17 protein-coding genes, 3 tRNA genes and 2 pseudogenes are annotated in these 20,821 nt (G+C 58.9%); 12 read left to right on the top strand and 10 right to left on the bottom strand.

The genetic code is table 11. The features are described from left to right. Nucleotides 1-468 precede the first annotated feature (468 nt). The 4 genes from KI237_RS14265 to KI237_RS14250 all read left to right on the top strand — a co-directional run bounded on the left by KI237_RS14265 (nucleotide 469) and on the right by KI237_RS14250 (nucleotide 6,941). Entirely contained in the window at nucleotides 469-1,233 is a 765-nt protein-coding gene (locus KI237_RS14265; RefSeq protein WP_502937120.1) for an endonuclease/exonuclease/phosphatase family protein, read from the top strand. Nucleotides 1,234-1,413: 180 nt separating this feature from the next. Continuing rightward, entirely contained in the window at nucleotides 1,414-3,873 is a 2,460-nt protein-coding gene (locus KI237_RS14260; RefSeq protein ID WP_212800357.1) for an autotransporter family protein, read from the top strand. A gap of 294 nt (nucleotides 3,874-4,167) precedes the next feature. Further along, nucleotides 4,168-5,064, top strand: coding sequence for an autotransporter domain-containing protein (locus KI237_RS14255; protein WP_212800356.1), 897 nt, complete (start codon nucleotides 4,168-4,170; stop codon nucleotides 5,062-5,064). Between the two features lie 251 nt (nucleotides 5,065-5,315). Next, on the top strand, nucleotides 5,316-6,941 hold the full coding sequence (locus tag KI237_RS14250) for an NADP-dependent glyceraldehyde-3-phosphate dehydrogenase (protein ID WP_212800355.1): 1,626 nt from the start codon (nucleotides 5,316-5,318) through the stop codon (nucleotides 6,939-6,941). A 17-nt stretch (nucleotides 6,942-6,958) separates the two neighbouring features. Here the strand turns inward: KI237_RS14250 and KI237_RS14245 are convergent, their stop codons facing one another. Further along, entirely contained in the window at nucleotides 6,959-7,852 is an 894-nt protein-coding gene (locus KI237_RS14245) for a DMT family transporter (protein WP_212800354.1), read from the bottom strand. A gap of 133 nt (nucleotides 7,853-7,985) precedes the next feature. Between KI237_RS14245 and KI237_RS14240 the strand changes: the two genes are divergently transcribed. Then, nucleotides 7,986-8,423 (top strand): Lrp/AsnC family transcriptional regulator, encoded by a 438-nt coding sequence (locus KI237_RS14240; protein WP_018601377.1) that lies wholly within the window; start codon nucleotides 7,986-7,988, stop codon nucleotides 8,421-8,423. A gap of 147 nt (nucleotides 8,424-8,570) precedes the next feature. On the opposite strand, the gene KI237_RS14235 is transcribed toward KI237_RS14240, so the two are convergent. Beyond that, a complete protein-coding gene (locus tag KI237_RS14235) occupies nucleotides 8,571-9,920 on the bottom strand; it encodes a hypothetical protein (protein WP_212800353.1) in 1,350 nt (449 codons plus the stop codon). 450 nt (nucleotides 9,921-10,370) lie between these two features. Next, nucleotides 10,371-11,042 carry a Bax inhibitor-1/YccA family protein gene (locus KI237_RS14230; RefSeq protein WP_018601985.1) on the bottom strand — a complete coding sequence of 224 codons (672 nt, stop codon included), beginning with the start codon at nucleotides 11,040-11,042 and terminating at the stop codon, nucleotides 10,371-10,373. A 124-nt stretch (nucleotides 11,043-11,166) separates the two neighbouring features. Here KI237_RS14230 and KI237_RS14225 point away from each other — a divergent pair. The 3 genes from KI237_RS14225 to KI237_RS14215 all read left to right on the top strand — a co-directional run bounded on the left by KI237_RS14225 (nucleotide 11,167) and on the right by KI237_RS14215 (nucleotide 14,296). Beyond that, nucleotides 11,167-11,254 (top strand) — tRNA-Ser (locus tag KI237_RS14225). 124 nt (nucleotides 11,255-11,378) lie between these two features. Beyond that, nucleotides 11,379-12,233 (top strand): prohibitin family protein, encoded by an 855-nt coding sequence (locus KI237_RS14220; RefSeq protein ID WP_212800352.1) that lies wholly within the window; start codon nucleotides 11,379-11,381, stop codon nucleotides 12,231-12,233. Between the two features lie 266 nt (nucleotides 12,234-12,499). Further along, nucleotides 12,500-14,296: a DAHL domain-containing sensor histidine kinase gene (locus KI237_RS14215; protein WP_212800351.1), complete on the top strand. Its 1,797-nt coding sequence runs from the start codon at nucleotides 12,500-12,502 to the stop codon at nucleotides 14,294-14,296. 153 nt (nucleotides 14,297-14,449) lie between these two features. Here the strand turns inward: KI237_RS14215 and KI237_RS14210 are convergent, their stop codons facing one another. Together KI237_RS14210 and KI237_RS14205 are read right to left on the bottom strand one after the other, a co-directional pair. After that, on the bottom strand, nucleotides 14,450-14,641 hold the full coding sequence (locus tag KI237_RS14210; RefSeq protein ID WP_079303114.1) for a DUF2188 domain-containing protein: 192 nt from the start codon (nucleotides 14,639-14,641) through the stop codon (nucleotides 14,450-14,452). A 103-nt stretch (nucleotides 14,642-14,744) separates the two neighbouring features. Beyond that, nucleotides 14,745-15,644 (bottom strand): polysaccharide deacetylase family protein, encoded by a 900-nt coding sequence (locus KI237_RS14205; protein ID WP_212800350.1) that lies wholly within the window; start codon nucleotides 15,642-15,644, stop codon nucleotides 14,745-14,747. A 231-nt stretch (nucleotides 15,645-15,875) separates the two neighbouring features. Between KI237_RS14205 and KI237_RS14200 the strand changes: the two genes are divergently transcribed. Both KI237_RS14200 and KI237_RS14195 read left to right on the top strand, forming a co-directional pair. Beyond that, complete coding sequence (locus KI237_RS14200) at nucleotides 15,876-16,130, top strand: DUF6555 family protein (RefSeq protein WP_212800349.1); 255 nt, start codon at nucleotides 15,876-15,878, stop codon at nucleotides 16,128-16,130. Between the two features lie 152 nt (nucleotides 16,131-16,282). After that, nucleotides 16,283-16,513, top strand: coding sequence for a hypothetical protein (locus tag KI237_RS14195; RefSeq protein ID WP_212800348.1), 231 nt, complete (start codon nucleotides 16,283-16,285; stop codon nucleotides 16,511-16,513). A gap of 323 nt (nucleotides 16,514-16,836) precedes the next feature. On the opposite strand, the gene KI237_RS14190 is transcribed toward KI237_RS14195, so the two are convergent. Further along, nucleotides 16,837-17,022: a hypothetical protein gene (locus KI237_RS14190; RefSeq protein WP_212800347.1), complete on the bottom strand. Its 186-nt coding sequence runs from the start codon at nucleotides 17,020-17,022 to the stop codon at nucleotides 16,837-16,839. A 286-nt stretch (nucleotides 17,023-17,308) separates the two neighbouring features. On the opposite strand from KI237_RS14190, the gene KI237_RS14185 reads away from it, so the two are divergent. Then, on the top strand, nucleotides 17,309-17,671 hold the full coding sequence (locus KI237_RS14185; RefSeq protein ID WP_212800346.1) for an NUDIX hydrolase: 363 nt from the start codon (nucleotides 17,309-17,311) through the stop codon (nucleotides 17,669-17,671). A 131-nt stretch (nucleotides 17,672-17,802) separates the two neighbouring features. Here KI237_RS14185 and KI237_RS14180 read toward each other — a convergent pair whose 3' ends face one another. From KI237_RS14180 to KI237_RS14170, 3 genes are all read right to left on the bottom strand, one after another. Continuing rightward, a complete protein-coding gene (locus KI237_RS14180) occupies nucleotides 17,803-18,267 on the bottom strand; it encodes a hypothetical protein (RefSeq protein ID WP_212800605.1) in 465 nt (154 codons plus the stop codon). Nucleotides 18,268-18,498: 231 nt separating this feature from the next. Then, nucleotides 18,499-18,585 (bottom strand) — tRNA-Leu (locus KI237_RS14175). A gap of 193 nt (nucleotides 18,586-18,778) precedes the next feature. Further along, a tRNA-Cys gene (locus KI237_RS14170) sits at nucleotides 18,779-18,852 on the bottom strand. Nucleotides 18,853-19,244: 392 nt separating this feature from the next. On the opposite strand from KI237_RS14170, the pseudogene KI237_RS14165 reads away from it, so the two are divergent. Next, nucleotides 19,245-20,022: pseudogene (locus KI237_RS14165) on the top strand (TSUP family transporter). Here the strand turns inward: KI237_RS14165 and nudC are convergent. After that, nucleotides 19,990-20,819, bottom strand: a pseudogene (nudC, locus tag KI237_RS14160) (NAD(+) diphosphatase). The pseudogenes KI237_RS14165 and nudC sit on opposite strands and share 33 nt — an antisense overlap. Nucleotides 20,820-20,821 lie beyond the last annotated feature (2 nt).

The raw sequence follows: 20,821 nt of genomic DNA, 5'->3' as shown, positions 1-20,821 counted from the left end.
CTCCCACATGGGCTTCATGCTGCCTACAACCTTCGGACACGACACTAAAACCTGTGGGAGCGAGCCTGCTCGCGATGACGTCGGCACATCCAACATCCGCGCAAACTGACCCTCAGCTATCGCGAGCAGGCTCGCTCTCACACTGAGTCTCGGTTGGTCACCGAACCCCGGCCCAGCACAAATCCCCTGTGGGAGCGAGCCTGCTCGCGATGGCGTCGGCACATCCAACATCCGCGCAAACTGACCCTCAGCTATCGCGAGCAGGCTCGCTCCCACACTGAGTCTCGGTTGGTCACCGAACCCCGGCCCAGCACAAATCCCCTGTGGGAGCGAGCTTGCTCGCGATAGCGATCGGCAAGGACATGAAAAATCCGGAACTGCCGACGCCTTGGGTCAGTCGCATGAACAGGTACGTCTGATTCAGGAGGGAACGTGACTCAAGATCCCGATTGGCGGGCCGTCGAATCAATGCCATCGGAGCGGCCTGCGGCGGTTCATCGGCTGCGGATCCTGACGGTCAATACCCACAAGGGTTTCACCGCCCTCAACCGTCGTTTTATCCTGCCCGAACTGCGCGAAGCGGTGCGCAGTACCGGCGCCGACCTGGTGTTCCTGCAAGAGGTGCTGGGCGAACATGACCGACACGCGTCACGCTACGACAATTGGCCCCAGACGTCCCAGTACGAATTCCTCGCCGACAGCATGTGGAGCGATTTCGCCTACGGCCGCAATGCGGTCTACCCCGATGGCCATCATGGCAACGCCCTGCTCTCCAAATACCCGATCCGCCAATTCCGCAATCTCGACGTGTCCATCACTGGCCCGGAGCGCCGCGGGCTGTTGCATTGTGTGCTGGATGTGCCCGGCCACGCTGCAGTCCACGGGATCTGCGTACACCTGAGTCTTCTGGAAAGCCATCGCCAGTTACAGCTCAAACTGCTCTGCCAACTGCTCGATTCGCTGCCCGAGGACGCCCCGGTGATCATCGCTGGCGATTTCAACGACTGGCAACTGCGTGGCAACCTCGCCCTCGCCCGCCGAGGCTACCTGCATGAAGCCTTCGAGCAGCACCACGGTCGCCCCGCCAGGACCTATCCGGCCCGCTTCCCCCTGTTGCGCCTGGACCGTATTTATCTGCGCAACGCCAGCAGCCACGCCCCACAAATCCTGGGCAACAAACCCTGGACGCACCTGAGCGACCACCTGCCGCTTTCGGTGGAAGTGCATTTGTAGAGCGGGCCTTTTCTGCTCGTTCTGCGCGCGGACCTGTAAGTTCTGACAGTAGCGACGCTGGTTTTTCATTGTTAGGGTGCCATCCCATACAGCGAGCGTTGCCAGGGCCCTGTGTGCCGTCTGTTGTGCAACCGATGCTGAAACCGGCATTTGCGAAATGCCGACGCAGAGGGATAGCACATGATTCGGCACGATAGAGGGTTCAATCGGCTGCTCAACGCTGTGTGGGTATCAGCCCCTTTCCTGTTACCCGTTCCAGCCGCCATGGCGGCTTGCACGCTGACGCCAACCGCAGGTGATGACGCCTATGTCTGCGACGGTGGCACCAGTCCCGGGCTGACAGACCTTTCGGGTAATAACAGCCTGACCATGCCCGCCAACGGCAGTGGCGTCATTAGTGGCGACGTCACGTTCGGCACCGGCGTCGACCGCATCGTGATCAATGCCAACGGCGTGATTGACGGTGATGTCCAGCAAGGCTCCGGCGTGGATGACTTCATCATGAATGGCGGCAGGATCCTGTCCCTGGCCCAAGGTGACGGTCTGGATACGTTCTTGATGACCGGCGGCACCATCGTCGGCGCGTTCGAAGACGGCGACGTTGCAAAAATGACCGGCGGCACGATCGGCCGGGTCGACATGAAACTCGATGACAACGTTTTCGATATGTCGGGCGGGCAGATCATCGGCAACCTGGTGACCGGTTTCGGCCAGGACACCATCATCCTCTCCGCTGGACGCATCGGCGGCAATGTGAGCGTCAGCGGCGGCAATGACAGCATTACCGTCAGCGGTGGCGAAATCATCGGCGAGGTCCGCGCCAGTGCCGGCAATGACCAACTGCGGTGGAGCGGCGGCCTCATTCACTCGGCTATTTTAATGGGCGACGGCAACGACACGGCGCTATTGAGCAACCTCGATGAAAGCCTGCTCGCCACCACCCCCAGCCTGAACGGTGGGTTGGGCCAGGACGTCTTGACGTTCAGTAACAGCACCTCCAGCACCGGCGCCCGCTACCTCAATTGGGAAACGATCAACCTCACCCAAGGCTCGCAACTGGACCTTAACGACACCCTGACCTTGGGTGACAGCGCCACCGCCACCGGGACGCTCAACATAGAATCCGGCAGCACGCTAACATCGACCCAAGGCGTCATTGCCCCTGTTACTGCCGGTCAGTTGGTGACGCTCAACAACGCCGGCGCGGTGGACCTCGCACAGGGCAACACCCGCACCAACGATACCCTCACCGTCCAGGGCAACTACATCGGCACCAACGGCCAGTTGCACTTGCAAACGCTACTGGGCGCCGACGACTCCCCCAGTGACAAGCTGGTGGTTAATGGCGGGACACTCACCGGCAGTACCGCCATCACGGTCACAAACCTGGGCGGCACGGGCGCACGAACGACCCAGGACGGCATCGAAGTGGTCCAGGCCCAGGGCGGCGCGGTCAGTGACGCCGGCGCTTTTTCGCTGGCGCAATCCGTCTCGGCCGGTGCGTTCGACTACCGCCTGTTCAAGGGCGGTGTGACCGGCAACGAAAACAACTGGTACTTGCGCTCCACCGTGGTCGCCGGCCCCGTACCGGCGCCCATCCCTACGGCGCCTCCTGCACCGGGCGCGCCACCGGTCCCGACGCTACCGCCGTTGCCAACGGCGGTGCCCGGCGCAGCGCCCATTCCTCTGTACCGGCCGGAAGTACCGACCTGGTCGGTATTGCCTCCGGCGGCGGCGCAACTGACCCTGATGGCCCTGGGCACGTTCCATGACCGTCAGGGCGACCAACGCCTGCTTGCGGAAACCGGCGCGTTCGGCGCGGGCTGGGGCCGGGTCTACGGCAAGGATCTGGAGCAAACCTGGGCCGGCACGGTGACGCCGCAGTTCGATGGGTCGATCAAGGGGTTTCAGGTGGGCAACGATCTGTACAGTTCCCTGCTGTCCGGCGGCCAGACCCAGCGCATCGGATTCTTCATCGGTCACACGGAACTGAACGGCGATGTCAAAGGCTTCAACCTGGGTTTCGAAGGCCGCCGCGCCGGCAGGATAGAACTCGACGGCGATAGCTACGGGCTTTACTGGACGCTCACCGACCCCACTGGCGGCTACGTCGACGCCGTGGTGATGGGCACGCGACTGGACGGTGACAACCGCTCCGAACGCGGGCTGAAAATCGACAATCGCGGGCACGCCCTGACCCTGTCGGCGGAAGCCGGCTACCCCTTCGCGGTGACCGCCGACTGGGTCCTCGAGCCCCAGGTGCAGATCATCCACCAGAAGGTCTCCCTGGACACCCAGGACGATGGGGTCTCAAGGGTCGAGTTTGATTCCGACAGTGCCTGGACCGGCCGCCTCGGCGCTCGCCTCAAGGGCCGTTATCAGGTCAGCGGCATGCCTGTGGAACCGTATCTGCGCGCCAATCTCTGGCACACGTTTTCCGGCACCGATACGGTAACGTTCGACGACACTGAGCGGGTCGAGACCCAACAACGCGCGACCACTGGCGACCTGGGCGTCGGTGTCAACGTGAGCCTGGCGCCCACGGTCAGCGTGTATGCCGCAGCGGACTACAGCAACAACCTCGACAGCCTTCAGCAACGCAGTGTCGCGGGGAATCTCGGTGTACGGATCAGTTGGTAGGCAGCCTCTGCGACGATGATATGACGCTCAAACAAAGCCATTATTAACCAATTTAAATCAGCGTCTTAATGACGCTGATTTCATCTTGCCATTCATCGTTCATTTTCTTGACGCACCGCCATCGGTCTTCTTGACTACACCGTACTACCCCCGGAAATACAGTCAGGGGCAGGCCTCTGGAACCCGCCAAGACGGGCCGCCAGAGGCTTGCCTCAACCCATTCGGCCGCTCCTCATTCGGGGTAGGAGAGACGCCAAAAAGCGAGAAATGCATGCGATTGCAAGGCAGACCCCCATGAAAACCTCCCTCCGTGCGCAAGAGATCTCCATCACCTTCCACACCCTTTCTACTTCGTTGTTGCTGCTTTGCTCCCTGGAGGTACAGGCCTGGCCTGCCGAGGAGACAATGCAGCCCTGGTATGGCCGAACACAATCCCACGACCTCAATACACCCGCGTCCGACAAGAGCCCCGCCCTGTTCACATTACGAAACGACAGCGGCCATACCCAACGCATGGGGCTGATCAGTGGACAAAACCAGATCATTTCAATGGGCAATGGCCTGCTGGTGACGCCCGTCATGGCCGAACCGGGCAAGGATGCCCTCAATCTCAAAGGTTCGAGCCTCGGCGCCTACTGGAGCCTGAGCGGACCTGCAGGCTGGCACGTGGACCTGAGCGCCAGCGGCGGCCGGGTCAATGGCTACCGCCGCACCGAACAAGGCCAGCGCCAGGCAACCGAAGGCAATGCCGTGACGCTGTCGGTCGAAGGCGGCTTTGCGGTGGGCATCGGGACGCACTGGGTAGTCGAGCCACAGGCGCAGTTGATCAACCAACGCATCACCCTCGACACACCGAATGCCGAGAGCGGCACCGGCAACGAACTGAACAGCTGGAGCGGCCGCGTCGGCGCACGACTCAAAGGCAATTACCAAGTCAACAGCCTCGGTATGGAGCCCTATGTGCGAACCAACCTGTGGCATACGGTCCAGAGCGCCGATACCTTGTCCCTGGATAAGGTCGACAAGATCAGCAGCAGCCGAAAATCCTCCACTGTCGAAGTCGGCCTGGGCCTGGTGGCCCGGGTCACGCCGGCGGTAAGCCTGTATGTCAGCGCCGATTACAGCAGTGACGTCGACGACAACGACCTCAACGGCATCATTACCAGCCTGGGGGTGCGGATGCGCTGGTGACGCCGACCTGTAGGAACTGCCGAAGGCTGCGATCTTTTGATCTTTCGCTTGGGACTCAAGTGTCTGGGGAAAGATCGCAGCCTCGTTGCACTCGTCAGCTCCTACTCAGCTCCTACACAGCGCCTACATAAACACGGCGCAAGCAATCTGCCGCCACTTAAAAAATACCTCCATTAAGGCGTATAACGCTAAAAGCGATTTATACCTGCAAGCCGTCTGCCCCTGGCTCATTTCATTGATGGAGTAACGACATGACCACCGCCCCCTTTCTCGCCAACCTTTTTCCCGGTGCCACCGACATCCCGGACGCCTACCGCCTCGAAGGTCGGATCGAACAGCGCGAATACCTGGTCGACGGCGTCCTGGAAACCTGGCAAGGGCCACTGGCCGTCGTCCGCAGCCCCGTTTACCTGACGGGTGAGCTGGGCGATGAGCAAGTGATTCTCGGCAGCACGCCGCTGCTGGATGCCGAGACCGCCCTCACCGCCCTGGACGCTGCCGTGCGGGCTTACGATCGCGGCCAGGGCCAGTGGCCCACGATGCGCGTCGCCGAGCGCATCCGCCACGTGGAAACCTTCCTGGCGCGCATGCGCGAGCAACGCCAGACCGTGGTCAAGTTGCTGATGTGGGAAATCGGCAAGAACCTCAAGGATTCCCAGAAGGAATTCGACCGCACCTGCGACTACATCGTCGACACCATCAACGCCCTCAAGGAGCTGGACCGCCGCTCCAGCCGCTTCGAGCTGGAACAGGACACCCTCGGGCAAATCCGGCGCGTGCCACTGGGCGTGGCCTTGTGCATGGGCCCCTACAATTATCCGCTGAACGAAACCTTCACTACATTGATCCCGGCCTTGATCATGGGCAACACCGTGGTGTTCAAGCCGGCCAAGCTCGGCGTCCTGCTGGTGCGGCCATTGCTTGAAGCCTTCCGCGACAGCTTCCCGGCCGGCGTGATCAACGTGATCTACGGCAGCGGCCGCGAAACGGTCAGCGCTCTGATGGCCAGCGGCAAGATCGACATCTTCGCCTTTATCGGCACCAACAAGGCGGCCAGTGACCTGAAGAAACTTCACCCGCGGCCACATCGCTTGCGTGCCGCCCTGGGGCTGGATGCGAAAAACCCTGGGCTGGTGCTGCCGGAGGTCGACCTGGACAACGCGGTCAACGAGGCGCTGACCGGCTCGCTGTCATTCAACGGCCAGCGCTGCACGGCGCTGAAAATTCTGTTTGTCCATGAGGATGTGGCGCCGGCGTTCATCGAGAAGTTCAACGCCAGGCTCGCCACCCTGAAACCTGGCATGCCCTGGGAGGACGGTGTGGCACTGACGCCGCTGCCCGAAGCGAGCAAAGTCGACTACTTGCATTCGCTGGTCGCCGATGCACTCGCCAAGGGTGCCGAAGTGAAGAATGCCCACGGCGGCGAATCGCGAAGCTCGTTCTTCTACCCGGCGGTGCTGTACCCGGTAAACACGGCGATGCGGGTCTACCATGAGGAGCAGTTCGGCCCGGTCGTGCCCATCGTGCCGTATCGCGACCTCAATACCGTAATCGATTACGTATTGGAGTCCGACTTCGGCCAGCAGCTCAGCATTTTCGGCACCAACCCGGCACAAGTCGGCAAACTGGTGGACACCTTCGCCAACCAAGTCGGACGCATCAACATCAACGCCCAGTGCCAACGGGGCCCGGACACGTTCCCGTTCAATGGCCGGAAGAATTCGGCCGAGGGCACCTTGTCGGTCCATGATGCGCTGCGCACCTTTTCCATCCGCACGCTGGTGGCGACCAAGTTCCAGGACAGCAACAAGGCGTTGATCAGCGACATTATCCGTGACCGGGACTCCAACTTCCTGACCACTGACTACATCTTCTGATCCACGCCCGAACGTGGCTACGACAGGGCTGGGCGCCGCGACTTGATGCCCCAGCCCTGTTGCATACCGGCAGCCGCCAGCAGGATCGCCGCCACGCCCAACCATTGCAGCGGCTCCAAGCGATGGCCAAAGGCGAACCAGTCGACGAAGATCGCCGCGATCGGATAGATGAACGACAGCGCCCCGGTCAACGCGGTCGGCAACCGTTGTATGGCGCTGTACAGCAACACGTACATCACGCCAGTGTGCACCACGCCCAGGGTCAACAGGCTGGCCCAGGCCTGGGCGTGTTGCGGCAGTGCCGAGAAGTTTGCCCAGGGCGCCAGCAGCAACACGCCGGTACTGACCTGGATCAGCGCGATGAGATGGGGTGGCGTGCCGGTCAGGCGCTTGATGATCAATGCCGCGATGGCGTACAGCAACGCCGCACCCAGCGCCAAGGCAATGCCCAGCAGATAATCACCACCACCCTGCCCTTGCTCGCCATGGGCACTGACGATGGCCAGCATTCCGAGAAACGACACCGCCAGCCAGAACAGTTTCTGCGCGGTGATCTTTTCCCCCAGGAACAACGCCGCCAGCCCCACCAACATGAACGGCTGGACGTTGTACACCGCCGTGCCGATGGCAATCGAGGCGCGGGAATAAGAGGCAAACAACAGTACCCAGTTGCCGACGATCGCCACGCCGCTGACTACTGCCAGCAGGAACGTGGTACGGGTCAGAATGCCGGGGCGCAGGAAGCCGAAACCCGCGCAGATCAGCAACAAGGTCGCGGCACCGAACACGCAGCGCCAGAACACCACATCCAGCACCGGCAAACCGCAAACCAGCACGAACCAACCAATGGTTCCGGAGATCAGCATGGCGACGGTCATTTCCAGCGAACCGCGGCGTAAGGTCTTGTCCATCTTCAGGCTCCTTCAGCAAGTGGGCACAGTATGCCGAGCCGACTGGGGCCTTCTCCATGGCCTGAAAAAGGCTAAACTGCGATTCGACCTTTTTTATCAAGGCAACTTCACACATTCGCCTAATGGAGTTGAAATGACTGACGATATTGATCAGATCCTCATCAGTGCCCTGATGGAAGATTCCCGACGCTCCCTCAAGGCCCTGGCAAACCTCAGTGGCCTCTCCTCCCCCAGTGTCGCCGAGCGCCTTCGCCGTCTCGAAGAACGAGGCGTGCTCAGGGGCTATACCGTCGAGGTGGACCCCAAGTGCTTCGGCTATCAACTCCAGGCCATCGTGCGTATCCGCCCGCTGCCGGGTCAGTTGCAGGAAGTGGAACGGCAGATCCAGGCCATCGCTCAATTCACCGAATGCGACAAGGTGACCGGTGACGACTGCTTTATCGCCCGCCTGCACGTACGTTCGATGGAACAGCTGGACACCTTGCTGGACAAGCTCAATGTCCATGCCGAGACCAATACGGCTATCGTCAAGAAGACGCCCGTCAAGCGGCGCTTGCCACCGATGGCGTAGGCGTCGAACGCATTGCGCTGTGGGAGCGAGCTTGCTCGTGATGGCGATGGGTCGGTCACAGCGAGGCTGGATGTGCTGACCTCTTCGCGAGCACGCTCGCTCCCACAGGAAATCCGGCCTCGGCGCTTGTCCGAGGCCGGGGGCACGCTACTGGAGATCTTCCAGTTCAGGGCTGCGTTGTACTTTGAACACCTCTTGTTCAGGCGCATTGCTCGCCTTCATCAGGTTAAGCGACTGGACTTTGGTGCAAGCATTCTTGCCGTCGGCATAGATTCCACTGTGGTTGCATTTCCATTCATAGAAGTTCGCCAGGGCGCCGGACAATTGCAGGCTGTAGTCCGTACTCCGGGTGCCCGGCGAAAACGGCTGTCCGGCCGGGATGTTCTGGAACCATTTCATCCATTGCTCGCCTCCCACCGGTGGCGGGTTGGCTTGGAAGGTCGGATTCATCGGCGCCAGTTGTTGATACTCAGCCGTCATATGGCAACTCAGGCAGGAAGCCTGGGGGTTGTCCACGGGGCCGTTGAGGCGCCCGTTCCAACCCAGGTGAGTCGGCGGCAGCTCCTTGACGTTGGCGTTGATTGCCGTCTGCTTCAGCGCCGGGTTGATCTTGGTTTCAGTCGGCGTCGGGTTGGTGAACGCGTTACCGTTCTCCTTCGGATCGTTCCCCCACATGATTCCCACCGGCACCAGGTTATCCCAGCCCGATTTACCGGTCATCGCACCGTTGTACTGGAAGGTACCGAACAACCAGCCGGTATCTTTCACGCGAGTATCCCGGACGGCGATGTCCATCTGAATCAACGCAACCTTGGTGATGGCACGCCTGGTTGAGTAGAAGTCCTTGGTGGTGTAGGCACTCCAAAGCACCGGATTGACCAGCGAGGGCACCGTATTGATATCGATGTCTGCGAACAACGCTTTGCACACCACTGTGCCGTTGGGAAAGCCCTTCGGTTGCGAGGTATAGCTCGGGTCAGGATTCTGCGGGTCCTTCCAGACCTGGCCAATGGTGTACGCCCCTATATCGTTATAGATACCTACCGCATAGGTCTGGCCATTCCCGGTTTGGGTGCTCGCCAACTGCTTGGGCTGGATCGGAGCCTCTTTGGTCAAGCCGTGGATAGCTTCACGACCGTTGGGACCGTAGTGCTGCCAGGGCATGTGATACCACTGACGAACCTTGTTTTTCTGCACGTTCCAGCCTACTTCCGTGTTGCCCTCCAGGCAGTACTTCTTTGCCTCGTTCATGTAGGTGCGCCAGCTTTCAAAGTTGCTGCTGAAATTGGCCGGCAGTTTCTTGAAGAACGACGGCATCGAAGAGGGGCCCGGCGCTACGGTGGGGTAGTCCTGACTGAGCCGGAAAAATGGAGAGGGATACGAACTTTTTGGCGGTGAGAAGCCGTAATCAGGGAACGTTCCAGCCTGGGCGCCAGCCATGGACAACGCACCTGTCAGGGCCAGCAGTGCAGCGATCTTTCCTTGGGGGTGGTTCATCGATATCTCCTTATAGGGAGACACCTGCCGTCCCATCGAACGGTTGAGCGATGCGCAGGGCCTCCTTCTGTTATCAGGCTTGGGCACGATGCCCAAGCTTGCTCACGGTCCACGTTCAGTGAGGTGAGGCACCTCCTTCTCGCTCAAACAATGGGCGCAGTCAGACCTGGCTCTGGTAGCCGGATGCGAACGATATCGAGGGAGTGTGGCGAAGACTTCGCGCGGTGATCGACCAATCAACCGCATGCCGACCTTGGCAATGCAATCCCTTGCCATAGGTGTAGATCATTTATTCAAAGGTGCCATCATGTTTCAGGCTTTTTGCGGCTATTGGCCACGATGCTGAATCGCGGACGAAAAAAAAGGCGCTTTTCCTTGTCAGGAGAAGCGCCGTGTTTCCAAGTGAAGAGCCTCACGCCAAAGCGGGTTCCTCACTCATCACCAATGCAATCAGTCGTCGCGACCCATCAGGCCGAACAGTTGCAGGAGGCTGACAAACAGGTTGTAGATCGATACATACAGGCTGACAGTAGCCATGATGTAGTTGCGCTCGCCCCCGTGGATGATGGCGCTGGTCTGGTACAGGATGCAGACCGACGAGAACAGCACGAAGCCGGCGCTGATCGCCAGTTGCAGGCCGCTGATCTGGAAGAAGAAGCTGGCCAGCGTCGCCCCCAGCAACACGAAGAAACCTGCAGTGATGAAGCCACCCAGGAAGCTCATGTCCTTGCGGGAAATCAGCACGTAGGCCGACAGGCCACCAAATACCAGCGCGGTCATTGCGAAGGCCGAGCTGACGACTTCGGCGCCGCCCTGCATTTGCAGGTAGCGATTGAGGATCGGGCCGAGCAGAAAGCCCATGAAGCCGGTCAGGGCGAAAGCCGACACCAGGCCCCAGGCCGAATCACGGAGTTTGTTGGTGAGGAAGAAAAGGCCGTAGAAACCGATCAGCACGACGAAGATGTTCGGGTAACCCACCCGCATCTGTTGTGCGACGTAGGCCATCACACCGCTGAAAGCGAGTGTGAGTGCCAGCAAGCCATAAGTGTTGCGCAGGACGCGGCTAACCTCTAGCTGCTCAGCCTGCACGCTGTTGTTCACTGCGTAATCCTGTTCGCGCATGGCGACACTCCTCCGGTTTTGAAACATTCAGTGGCAAGGATCATAACAGACGCTCTGTAACAAGCTACGTAGAGAGTTTGACAGTGTGTTTCATTCGGGTATTATGGCGCCCGCAACGCAATACGGAGGTGTGGCCGAGTGGTTTAAGGCAACGGTCTTGAAAACCGTCGACTGTAACAGGTCCATGAGTTCGAATCCCATCGCCTCCGCCATTTTTTAACGTTAAAGCCCTGATTATTCAGGGCTTTTTCGTGTCTGGCATTCAGAATGCCGATTGAAGCTTCAACATTGGACACAGCTATGGCAAACCCTCCCCAGCCGCTCAAGGAAAGAAAAGTGACCAGTAAAACCATCGGTTCCATCGTTGCTGCAATCGCGGGCATCGCCCTGTTGTGCGTGTTCTTCGGCAGTTGGTACACGATCGATGAAACCGAGCGTGGTGTGCTGCTGCGCAATGGGGCGCTGGTCGGCGTCATTGAACCAGGGCTGTCCTTCAAGACCCCCTTTATCGAGTCGGTACGCCTGATCAGCGTCCAGAGCCAAGTGACGGCTTATGAAGACCTCCAGGCCTACAGCAAGGACCAGCAGTCTGCCCAGCTCAAGGTGTCCGTGTCCTGGCACATCGCGCCTTCCGATGTTGCGAAGGTCTATACCCAGTTCAAGGACCTTGAAGGTATCCGCGACCGGATGATCAGCCGCCAAGTGCCTACCCAGGTGGAAAACGTCTTTGGCAAGTTCAACGCCGTGGCTGCCGTGCAGAACCGCGTCCAACTGGTCAACGATATTTCCACGGCCATCAAGGCCACCATTACCGGGCCGGTGATCATCGACAGCGTCCAGGTCGAAAACATCGACTTCAGTGACGCCTATGAAAAAGCCATCGAAGCGCGCATGGCCGCGGAAGTCCAGGTCAAGACCCGCGAGCAACAGCTCGCCACCGAACAGGTGCAAGCGCAGATTCGCGTGACTCAGGCCCAGGCAGAGGCCGATTCGCAAGTGGCGCAAGCCAAGGCAGACGCACTGGCGACCGAGTTGCGCGGCAAAGCCGAAGCAGAAGCCATCAAGGCACGGGCCCAGGCCCTGGCCAGCAATCAGAACCTGGTGGAACTGACCAAGGCCGAACGCTGGAATGGTGTCTTGCCCACCACCGTGTTGCCAAACGGCGCCCTGCCCTTCATCGACATCAAGTAACGCCACGGGCGCGGCCTGCCCGGCCGCGCCTGCTCCATTGCGCAGCGCCCCAGGCAAGCATCACCCCGCTCGTTAGCGCTACACTCAGCCATGAACCCGATGTTCATCGTTAGCAGGGAGCCCAACGTGTACCCAGGCCACAGCAGACCGGCACGCCAACCCGCACGATATTTACCTTTCCCCCCTTCCGGCTCCCGCCTCGAGCATCTCTCCCCCCTCGGGAATTCACCGACTCCTTCGATAAGCGCCCTGAACAGGAGAATAGCGTGACCACTATTATCAAAAAATATAAATGGCCCGCCCTATTGGCCGTCGCGCTTGTTGTGTTTTCCGCGCTGATATTCTTTTTGATCAAGTCATACACGTACGACTCATCGACCTACTTCGAATCCCGCGACTTCATTCGTCAACTCAAACAATCCGACGCGAACTGGAACGGCAAGATCCTGAGGAAGAAGATCGGCGTCAACAACAACCTGTCACTGGCCCCGCCACCAGAGGCCGACAGTCGCTGGCAACAGTTGGAGCGACTCAATAATTCCGGCCCCTTGGCGGCGCTTTGGGCCTCCAGGCGCAAGGGCTACGTGGATGCCGTCAACAACAAGACTTTGCTGGTGGAGCAGTTCGAACAGCACAACGCCAATCTACGCACATCCCTGGATGCGTTGCCGCAGGTCGAAAACCAGATTCAAGCGCTACTCAACGACATGAATATCGAAAACGCCATGGAGCGCCTGACCGCAGCGTCCAATGTGCGTGAGTTGACCCTGACAACACTGGAGTTCGCGCTTTACGTCACGACGGACAAGGCCAAGGAAGTGCAAGGCAAATTGACAGAGCTGGAGCCTTACATTCACCAGTTGCCCGCGATCTATCAGCCTCCCTTCATGACCCTGACCCAGCACGTCAAGACCATTGTCCAGGAACAACCTGTCGTCAATGACCTGCTTGACCGCATCAGTGTCATTCCGGTTGCCCAGGAGCTGGACAATATCAATGAGCTGTTGAACGAAACACAGCGCAGGACCGCCGCGACGGACCGTCAATATCATCTCTACCTGGCTGTGTGCGCCAGCCTGATGGCACTGTTGCTGGTCTACCTGGCAGTGCGGCTGGTTCGCAGTTACGCCGTCATCAACCAAATCAACCAGCAACTGCAAACGTCTAATGAACGGCTTGAAGAGCGCGTGCAAGAGCGCACACGAGAGCTGATGGAGGCCGAACGCGAACTGGTGGATGCAGCCCGAATGGCGGGTATGGCCGAAATAGCCACGAATGTGTTGCACAACGTCGGGAATGTGCTCAACAGCGTGAACATTTCAGCCGAGCTCGTGACCCGTAAGCTGAGGAACAGCAAGACGATCGGGCTCACCAAGGCGGTTAAAATGATGAATGAACATGCCGAGGATCTTGGCCAGTTCATCACCCATGATGAAAAAGGCCGGTTGCTGCCGCGTTATTTCAACGAACTGGTCGACGCCATCGCCGCGGAACAGGCAGTGCTTATCGATGAGCTGGCGCAGTTGACCAAGAGCATCGATCACATCAAGGAAATCGTCACCACTCAACAAACCTATGCAGGGGCCGCCAGGCTGATCGAGCCGCTCAATGTCAGCGATCTGTTCGAAGATGCGCTACGCATGAATTCGGGCGCGCTCAGTCGGCACCACGTCACTGTCTTCAAGGAATATCAGGACGTTCCTGCGATCATGGGGGACAAGCACAGGTTGCTGCTGATCCTGATCAACCTGATCAGCAACGCCAAATTCGCGATGTCGCACATCAGCGAGCACCCGCGGGAAATGACCCTGGGGATCCGCATCCTCGACGAAACGACGCTATGCCTCAGCGTCAAGGACCGAGGCGAAGGCATTTCCCCGGAAAACCTGGCCCGCATCTTCAATCACGGTTTCACGACCCGCAAGGACGGCCATGGGTTTGGCTTGCACAGCTGTGCCCTGGCGGCGGTTGAAATGAATGGCCGCCTCTATGTTCAGAGCGACGGACCGGGGCAAGGCGCACTGTTTACCCTGGAAGTCCCGCTGGAATTGGCACGCGCCTGATCACAATGACGGGTACAGGCTGACTAGCCGTCATCGCGAGCAAGCTCGTTCCCACAGGGGATTTTTGGTGACCACCCGGAAAATACTGTGGGAGCGAGCTTGCTCGCGACGGCGGTGTACCTGTCACCAAGATATTGGACGTACCGCCCTCACCTATTTGGTGTTCACAGGCCGGCCGCTACGGCTTCTGCGGGTCGGCAACGCGGCGGCGTAGGCCAGCGCTTCCTCACGGGAAGCAAAGGAACCCAACCGGTCAGCCTGGGTACAGACCCTCCATGGGCCGCTGTTTACGCTAAGCACGTCATAACCGTTGATGTGCATTTTCGTCAGCATTGCAGTACTCATTGGTTACCTCCGACTTTAACCAAGGGTGCACGGCCTACCATACACGCTGATTGCGCTGGGCGGCCAACCGAACGTCGCGACACCCGCCGCATTCATGGCGCCCTCAGTGTGAATCCGAATCCCACAACCAGTCCCATAGCCCCGGCAAATGTACAGGCTCGGTGCTGTGATCGACCGTCCGAGCCAACGCCGCTCGCTCCAGCGCCTGGTGGTCATCATAGAACGGCTTGGCGTCGGTCCTCACGCCGGTAGCCTCGGCACTGTCGAGCAGGATTTGCAGGTATTCGCGAGCATGCCGGGCGGTATAACGATTGATGTCGTGAAACGTCACCACCACCGGAATAACCCCATCCACCGCTGGCAGTTGCCCGGCGGCGATGCGCTCGCGCACCTCGGAGAGTTGTCGGGTCAGGTTGATCCGCCGCCGCGGGCTCATCGTGATACCCCAGACTTTGCCGTCATTTGCGCTCAAGTCGGTCAACAGAATGTGCAGGCCATGCTCTCGGTAGGCGGCAGCAGTGCGCCTGTCGAAGCTCCAGAATGGCGGCCTCAGCAAGGTCGGTGCAGCCCCCGTGATAGAGGCGATATCGCTTGCGCCATGGGTCAGCGATTGTTCCAGCTCCTCAGGATCCAGGGAGCGGTGATTGGTGTGCCAGTGGGTCGCCGTGTGAAAGCCCAGCACATGACCCTCCTGCTGCTCACGGCGCATCACTGAGCGGCCAATATCACTGCCACCGGCGCGCCGTGCGCGGGTCTGCAGGAAAAACACCGCCTTGATGCCGGGCTGTACCGGGTTGTCTGCGAGTGCGTCGAGCACCTCTAGGCTAGGGTTCCAGAGAGACGAGGCGCTGGGCCCATCATCGAATGTCAGCAGGAAACGGATCGGGGGTTGTTCGTGCAAGCGTTGTTCAGTTTGCGGCGTCAGTTCGATAGGGGCGCCAATGCAGCCCGACAAACCGATGGCGAGGGCTGCGATGAACAGCACCCTGGCGATGTTTTTCATGTTTTGCCTTTTGTTGATGCCGCGCTACGTCGCCTTTGTTCCCTGGCCTATGGTGTTGAAGCTCACCTTGGAGAAGGGTAACCGGGTTTGGTTCCTTGCCGCGAGTTCCGGCCGCTCGGGTGTTGCTCCGCGCTTGAGCCTGGGTCGTATTAAATTTGACCGTCTGGAAATTCGATGGAATTTTCCGCATGCCTTTGTATCCATCCGTATAGGACTAATTAGGGAGGATTTATGGGCGGGCCATCGCTTTACATTATCGACTACATGCTCCATGGCGAACCCAAGTCATTCATTATTCGCGCGGAAGTGATGAATAACTCCGAGGCTTGGCATTGGGCCAGCTGCGACGCGGGGGTCGGGCGCATCCCGAAATTCGGGAGAGAAAAGGTCAAGCGGGTCTCCAAGCCCCTTGCCGAAAAATACGGTATTACCGACGTGCGCTGGCGGGCGAGCGTCACGCCGTCCTGGGTCAAGGAATCCAGCTAACACCCCTCGCATTGTTTGCGGCGAACCGGCTGTCTAGCCGGACGCCGGATTCTTCGACAGACCTGAAATAACTCAACTACGCTTAAACCACGGCACAGCCCGCCCCTGGCGGGTTTCGTGCTGCCTCATCAACCCCTGAATGGAGGTGCGACATGTCCGAAAAAGAGTCCATCACCACCCTGCTCACCTTGCTCGAATCGCGTCAGGCCAGGCTCACGGCAGCCTGCAAGGAAATCGCCGACTGGGTCGACCACCAAGGCGGGCATCCCACCGCAGTGCGCATCCGGGACCGGCTCAATGATATCGAGAAAGACGCCCCGTCGATTCAAAGCGCACTGACGTCGCTAAAGCCCACTGAACGCCCTCTGCCCAAGTTTCGCTGAGCCACTGCGCCAGGCATGTGCCCCTTGAGTTCTACCGGTTGGAAAACTGATGGAACACGGGCTTTTTTGCACCTCGAAATTGATAGACAACGGTGCAAAGCCACAAAGAATGGCAACTGGATAAACCAGTGACCGGGGTAGCTCCCAATGCCGCTTGCGGGCTGCCCTTGCCGTGCTCCGGCGATGAGGGGCCTTCCTTGACTCCACGTGCCCCTCTAACTGACTAATTCAGACACGGCCCAGTCCTTTTGTCGGTCCAAGGATTAGGCACAGTCGTTGAGTCGCCGTTCAAAGAGTTTTCGCCTTCGGCGCCGACATGGCGCCTATCCCCGCTCATTCAGATAAGCGACCCACCGCTCATAAGCTTCGTGTTGACGCTGGACCGCCTCATCCCAGGTCGATCCGCTCATTTGATGGACACATATGAGTTTCATCATTTCCGACGTTGCCGTATCGAGCTCCACAAGGAGCTCATGGGACTTGATCTTGAAGTCTTCAACGGTGGTCATTTCTCGCTTCCTTCCCCTACCGGGGCCGGCCAATGCACCCAACATGGATTCATTTTTTTGAAGCTGATTCATTTGAGGCGATAACCGGTCGAAAGCCTAGTGCTAGCGGTCGGAGAGATTGGACTGGAACGACGGCGGCCTGAAATAAGCTCACTCTTTCCCGCTCCGTCGCGGTCGTATTGGATAAGACCTTGAAAAACTCGGGATTTGAGCGAAGCAGATAATGCCAGGCTCAAATATTGCAGTTATATTTCAGTTTAATGACAGTCACAGATCGAGCACGACCATGAAAATTCGAGCGACCGTCATCTGCGAGGAAAATCGCCACATCCTCCTGGTTCGCAAAGCCAATAGCCGCTGGGCGTTGCCGGGCGGTACCGTCGAGCGCGGCGAAACCCATGCCGGGGCAGCCATCCGGGAATTGGCAGAAGAAACCGGCCTGAACGTCGAGAACCTGCTCTACTTGATGCGAATCAGTGACGGGCAAACCGAACATCATGTGTTCGAAGCGTCGGTCAGCGACACGACGGCGGCCAAGCCACAGAATGAAATCAGCGATTGCCTCTGGCACCCGCTGGACGCCATTGCCCAACTGCAAATGAAAAAGGGGACGCGGGACATTCTTGAGGCGTTTCGGCGGCGGTTGTGAAGCACCAGCAGTGATGACCACCCGAATAGGTTGCATGAGAAACATCATGCAACCTATTGTTTTATAGAAATTAGATTATAAAAAGTTGCCCGAAAATCTGCCATCAGCCGCTGGACTGGAGGGCAACAGGCTCACTTTTTCTGCCAGGCGGTACTGATCGGATTGACCACAGTATTTTTTTCCTGCGTATAGGTCCCGTTCTGCTGGGCTATCGCCTCGCCAGTGTCGACAATTGCGTTCTGGATAAAGACGTTTTGTGCATCACCTCGAATGAAGGTGAGCTGGTGATACGCCGTTTTATTTCCCCAGTCCAGGGAAGGCAGGGAGATGAACTTCACGGTGTATGTCTCGTCGGTGTGCTGGCCCTGCAAGACGTAGACACCGTAATGATTTTCTCCCTGAGAGATGATTTTGTACAAACCGTTGCTGTAGTAATAAATTTCCGCATCGGGAAAGGGTTTCTTATCGTACATTTTCCGGTAATGCAGAACTTGTTTAACGGTCGGCTCGCCAAAGTTCACGGCCAGCGTTTTTCCATCAGCGGACGTTGTCTCCCCAGCGTATACAGCGCTGCTCATCAAGGCCAACAGACTCATCGTTGCGATTGCTTTCACTCGTTACCTCTCCATGGTTAAAGGATTAGCGCACTGGGCAGGGCCTGGAGGACATGACCGCCAGACCACTTACCTTGCTAATCTCAACGCCGAGTGTAGAGGCTTGCGCTTGAAAATACCCGCAGGCTTGGACTGCGTTCCGGCAGCAGTTTTCAGAAGCAGAAACGAACAAGGGTTTGCATTAGCTTTCGCTCGCAAACCCTTGATTTTAGATGGTGCCCGAAGCCGGAATCGAACCGGCACGCCCTTACGAGCGGGGGATTTTAAGTCCCATGCGTCTACCAGTTTCGCCATTCGGGCGGTAGCGCGATTAGCCATGGGAACGTCGGCAAAATCCAGAGGCCGATGTCCTGGCTCGTGCAGCAAGAGGGGGAATATATACATCCCTCCCCTGTGAAGCAAGGTCGCTCATGTGCTTTTAAAGACAAAAGCTTTCAATGCTTCACAAATAAAAAAGCTCCGTAAATCATAGATCTACAGAGCTTTTTAAAAGTGGAGGCCGAAGTCGGAATCGAACCGGCGTAGGTGGATTTGCAATCCACTGCATAACCATTTTGCTATTCGGCCTCAGAACGCTTGATGCGATACTGCCACATCAACCGCAGTACAAACTGATCGGGATACAGGGCACCTGGGCGCCGCTATCTCCTTGAAAACATTGAGATTTTTTACGTCCCAGTGCGTTCGATGGGCGCAATTATGTACTCATTTGCCTAGGCTGACAACCCCTTGATTTCAAAAAAAAATCGTCCAGCGGCCACTTCCGCCAGACAAACACATTCGGGTGTCAGGTGGAGGGTGGAAAGCTTTTTGGGGCTGCTGCGCAGCCCAGCGGGAGCAAGCTCCCTCGCCACAGGGAATGTCGCCGATCTTAGAGGTTGTCGCAGCCCTGCACCATTATGGGTAACATACCGGCCTTCCCCGCAGCCCTTCTGCGATCTGCTAAATAAGCCTATTCCATGCCTTTTGAACTCAGCGTTGACCTCACTACCCTCGCTATCCTTGCTGTTGTCGCGTTCATTGCCGGCTTCATTGATGCCATTGCCGGTGGCGGTGGGCTGTTGACCACGCCTGCCCTGCTGACGGCAGGTTTGCCCCCATCTGGTCCTGGGGACCAACAAACTCAGTTCGACCTTCGGTTCGGCGACGGCCAGCTTCACCTTCTACAGACGCAAGCTGTTTCATCCACGGCAGTGGACACATGCCCTCGTCGGCACCCTGGTCGGTGCCCTGACCGGCGCCATCGTCGCTCATTACCTGCCCGCCGAATGGCTGAACAAGATGCTGCCGGTGATCGTCTTCGCCTGTGGCCTGTACTTGTTGTTCGGCGGCACGCCCAAGGCACCGCTGGACAGCGATGCCCCGATCAAGAAGACATGGCAATCGTCCCAAGGCTTCAGCCTGGGTTTCTATGACGGGGTGGCCGGGCCGGGTACGGGCGCGTTCTGGACGGTCAGCAGTCTGCTGCTCTACCCCATCGACCTGGTCAAGGCCAGTGGCGTGGCACGCAGCATGAACTTCGTCAGCAACATCGCGGCGCTGTCGGTGTTCATCTTTTCCGGGCAAGTGGACTGGGTCATCGGCCTGAGCATGGGCCTGTCGGTGATGGTCGGCGCGTTCTTCGGCGCTCGCACCGCCATCAGTGGCGGTGCGAAGTTCATCCGACCGGTGTTCATCACCGTGGTGCTGGGCTTGACCGTGCGCCTAGCCTGGCAGCACTGGTTCAGCATGGCCTAGGCGCCGCGCCACATACAGGTCGATCAGGTAGCGGGCGATGGAACGTGAAGCCGGCAACGGTGGCAAGTCATGGACGTTGAACCACTGGGCGTCCTCGATTTCATCTTCCTGGGGCACGATATCGCCACCGGCATATTCAGCGTGGAAACCGAGCATCATCGAATGAGGGAACGGCCAGCACTGGCTGCCCATGTACTGGATGTTCTTCACCTCGATGCTGACTTCCTCGCGAACCTCACGCACCAGGCAATCCTCGGCCGACTCACCCGGCTCGGCAAACCCCGCCAGGGTGCTGTAGACGCCCGGGACGAAACGCGGCGAACGGGCCAGCAGGACCTCATCGCCGCGAGTGATCAACACGATCATGCTCGGTGAAATCCGCGGATAGTGGCGCAGGTCGCAGGCATCGCAGTACATGGCCCGTTCCAGCGGAATCTGGCCCATGCGCTTGCCGCAACTGCCACAGAAACGATGTTCCCGGGCCCAGGTGCCGATCTGCGCGGCATAGCCCAACACCTTGTACAGCGTGTGGTCGCCTTCGAGCATGAACGCCCGCAGGCCTTTCCAGTTGCAGCCTGGTATGTCCAGTGGGCTGTGCAACTCCAACAGGTAGACCGGTTCGCCATCCAGGTGACCGATGCCGTGCTCGGCGAGGATCGACAGGTCTTGGCGCTTGAGCCATTCGCGGGGAACAGCGCGCCGTTGTCATCGAACAGAAAGCCCTCCGGACAGCGGGCAACGGCCCAGCCGCCAGGAAGAGCGGTATCGAGTACTGCGGTGGTCCAGCGTGAAATCATGG

The organism is Pseudomonas sp. St316 (assembly GCF_018325905.1).
Taxonomy (GTDB): domain Bacteria; phylum Pseudomonadota; class Gammaproteobacteria; order Pseudomonadales; family Pseudomonadaceae; genus Aquipseudomonas.
This window is presented reverse-complemented; position numbering and strand designations above follow the sequence as displayed.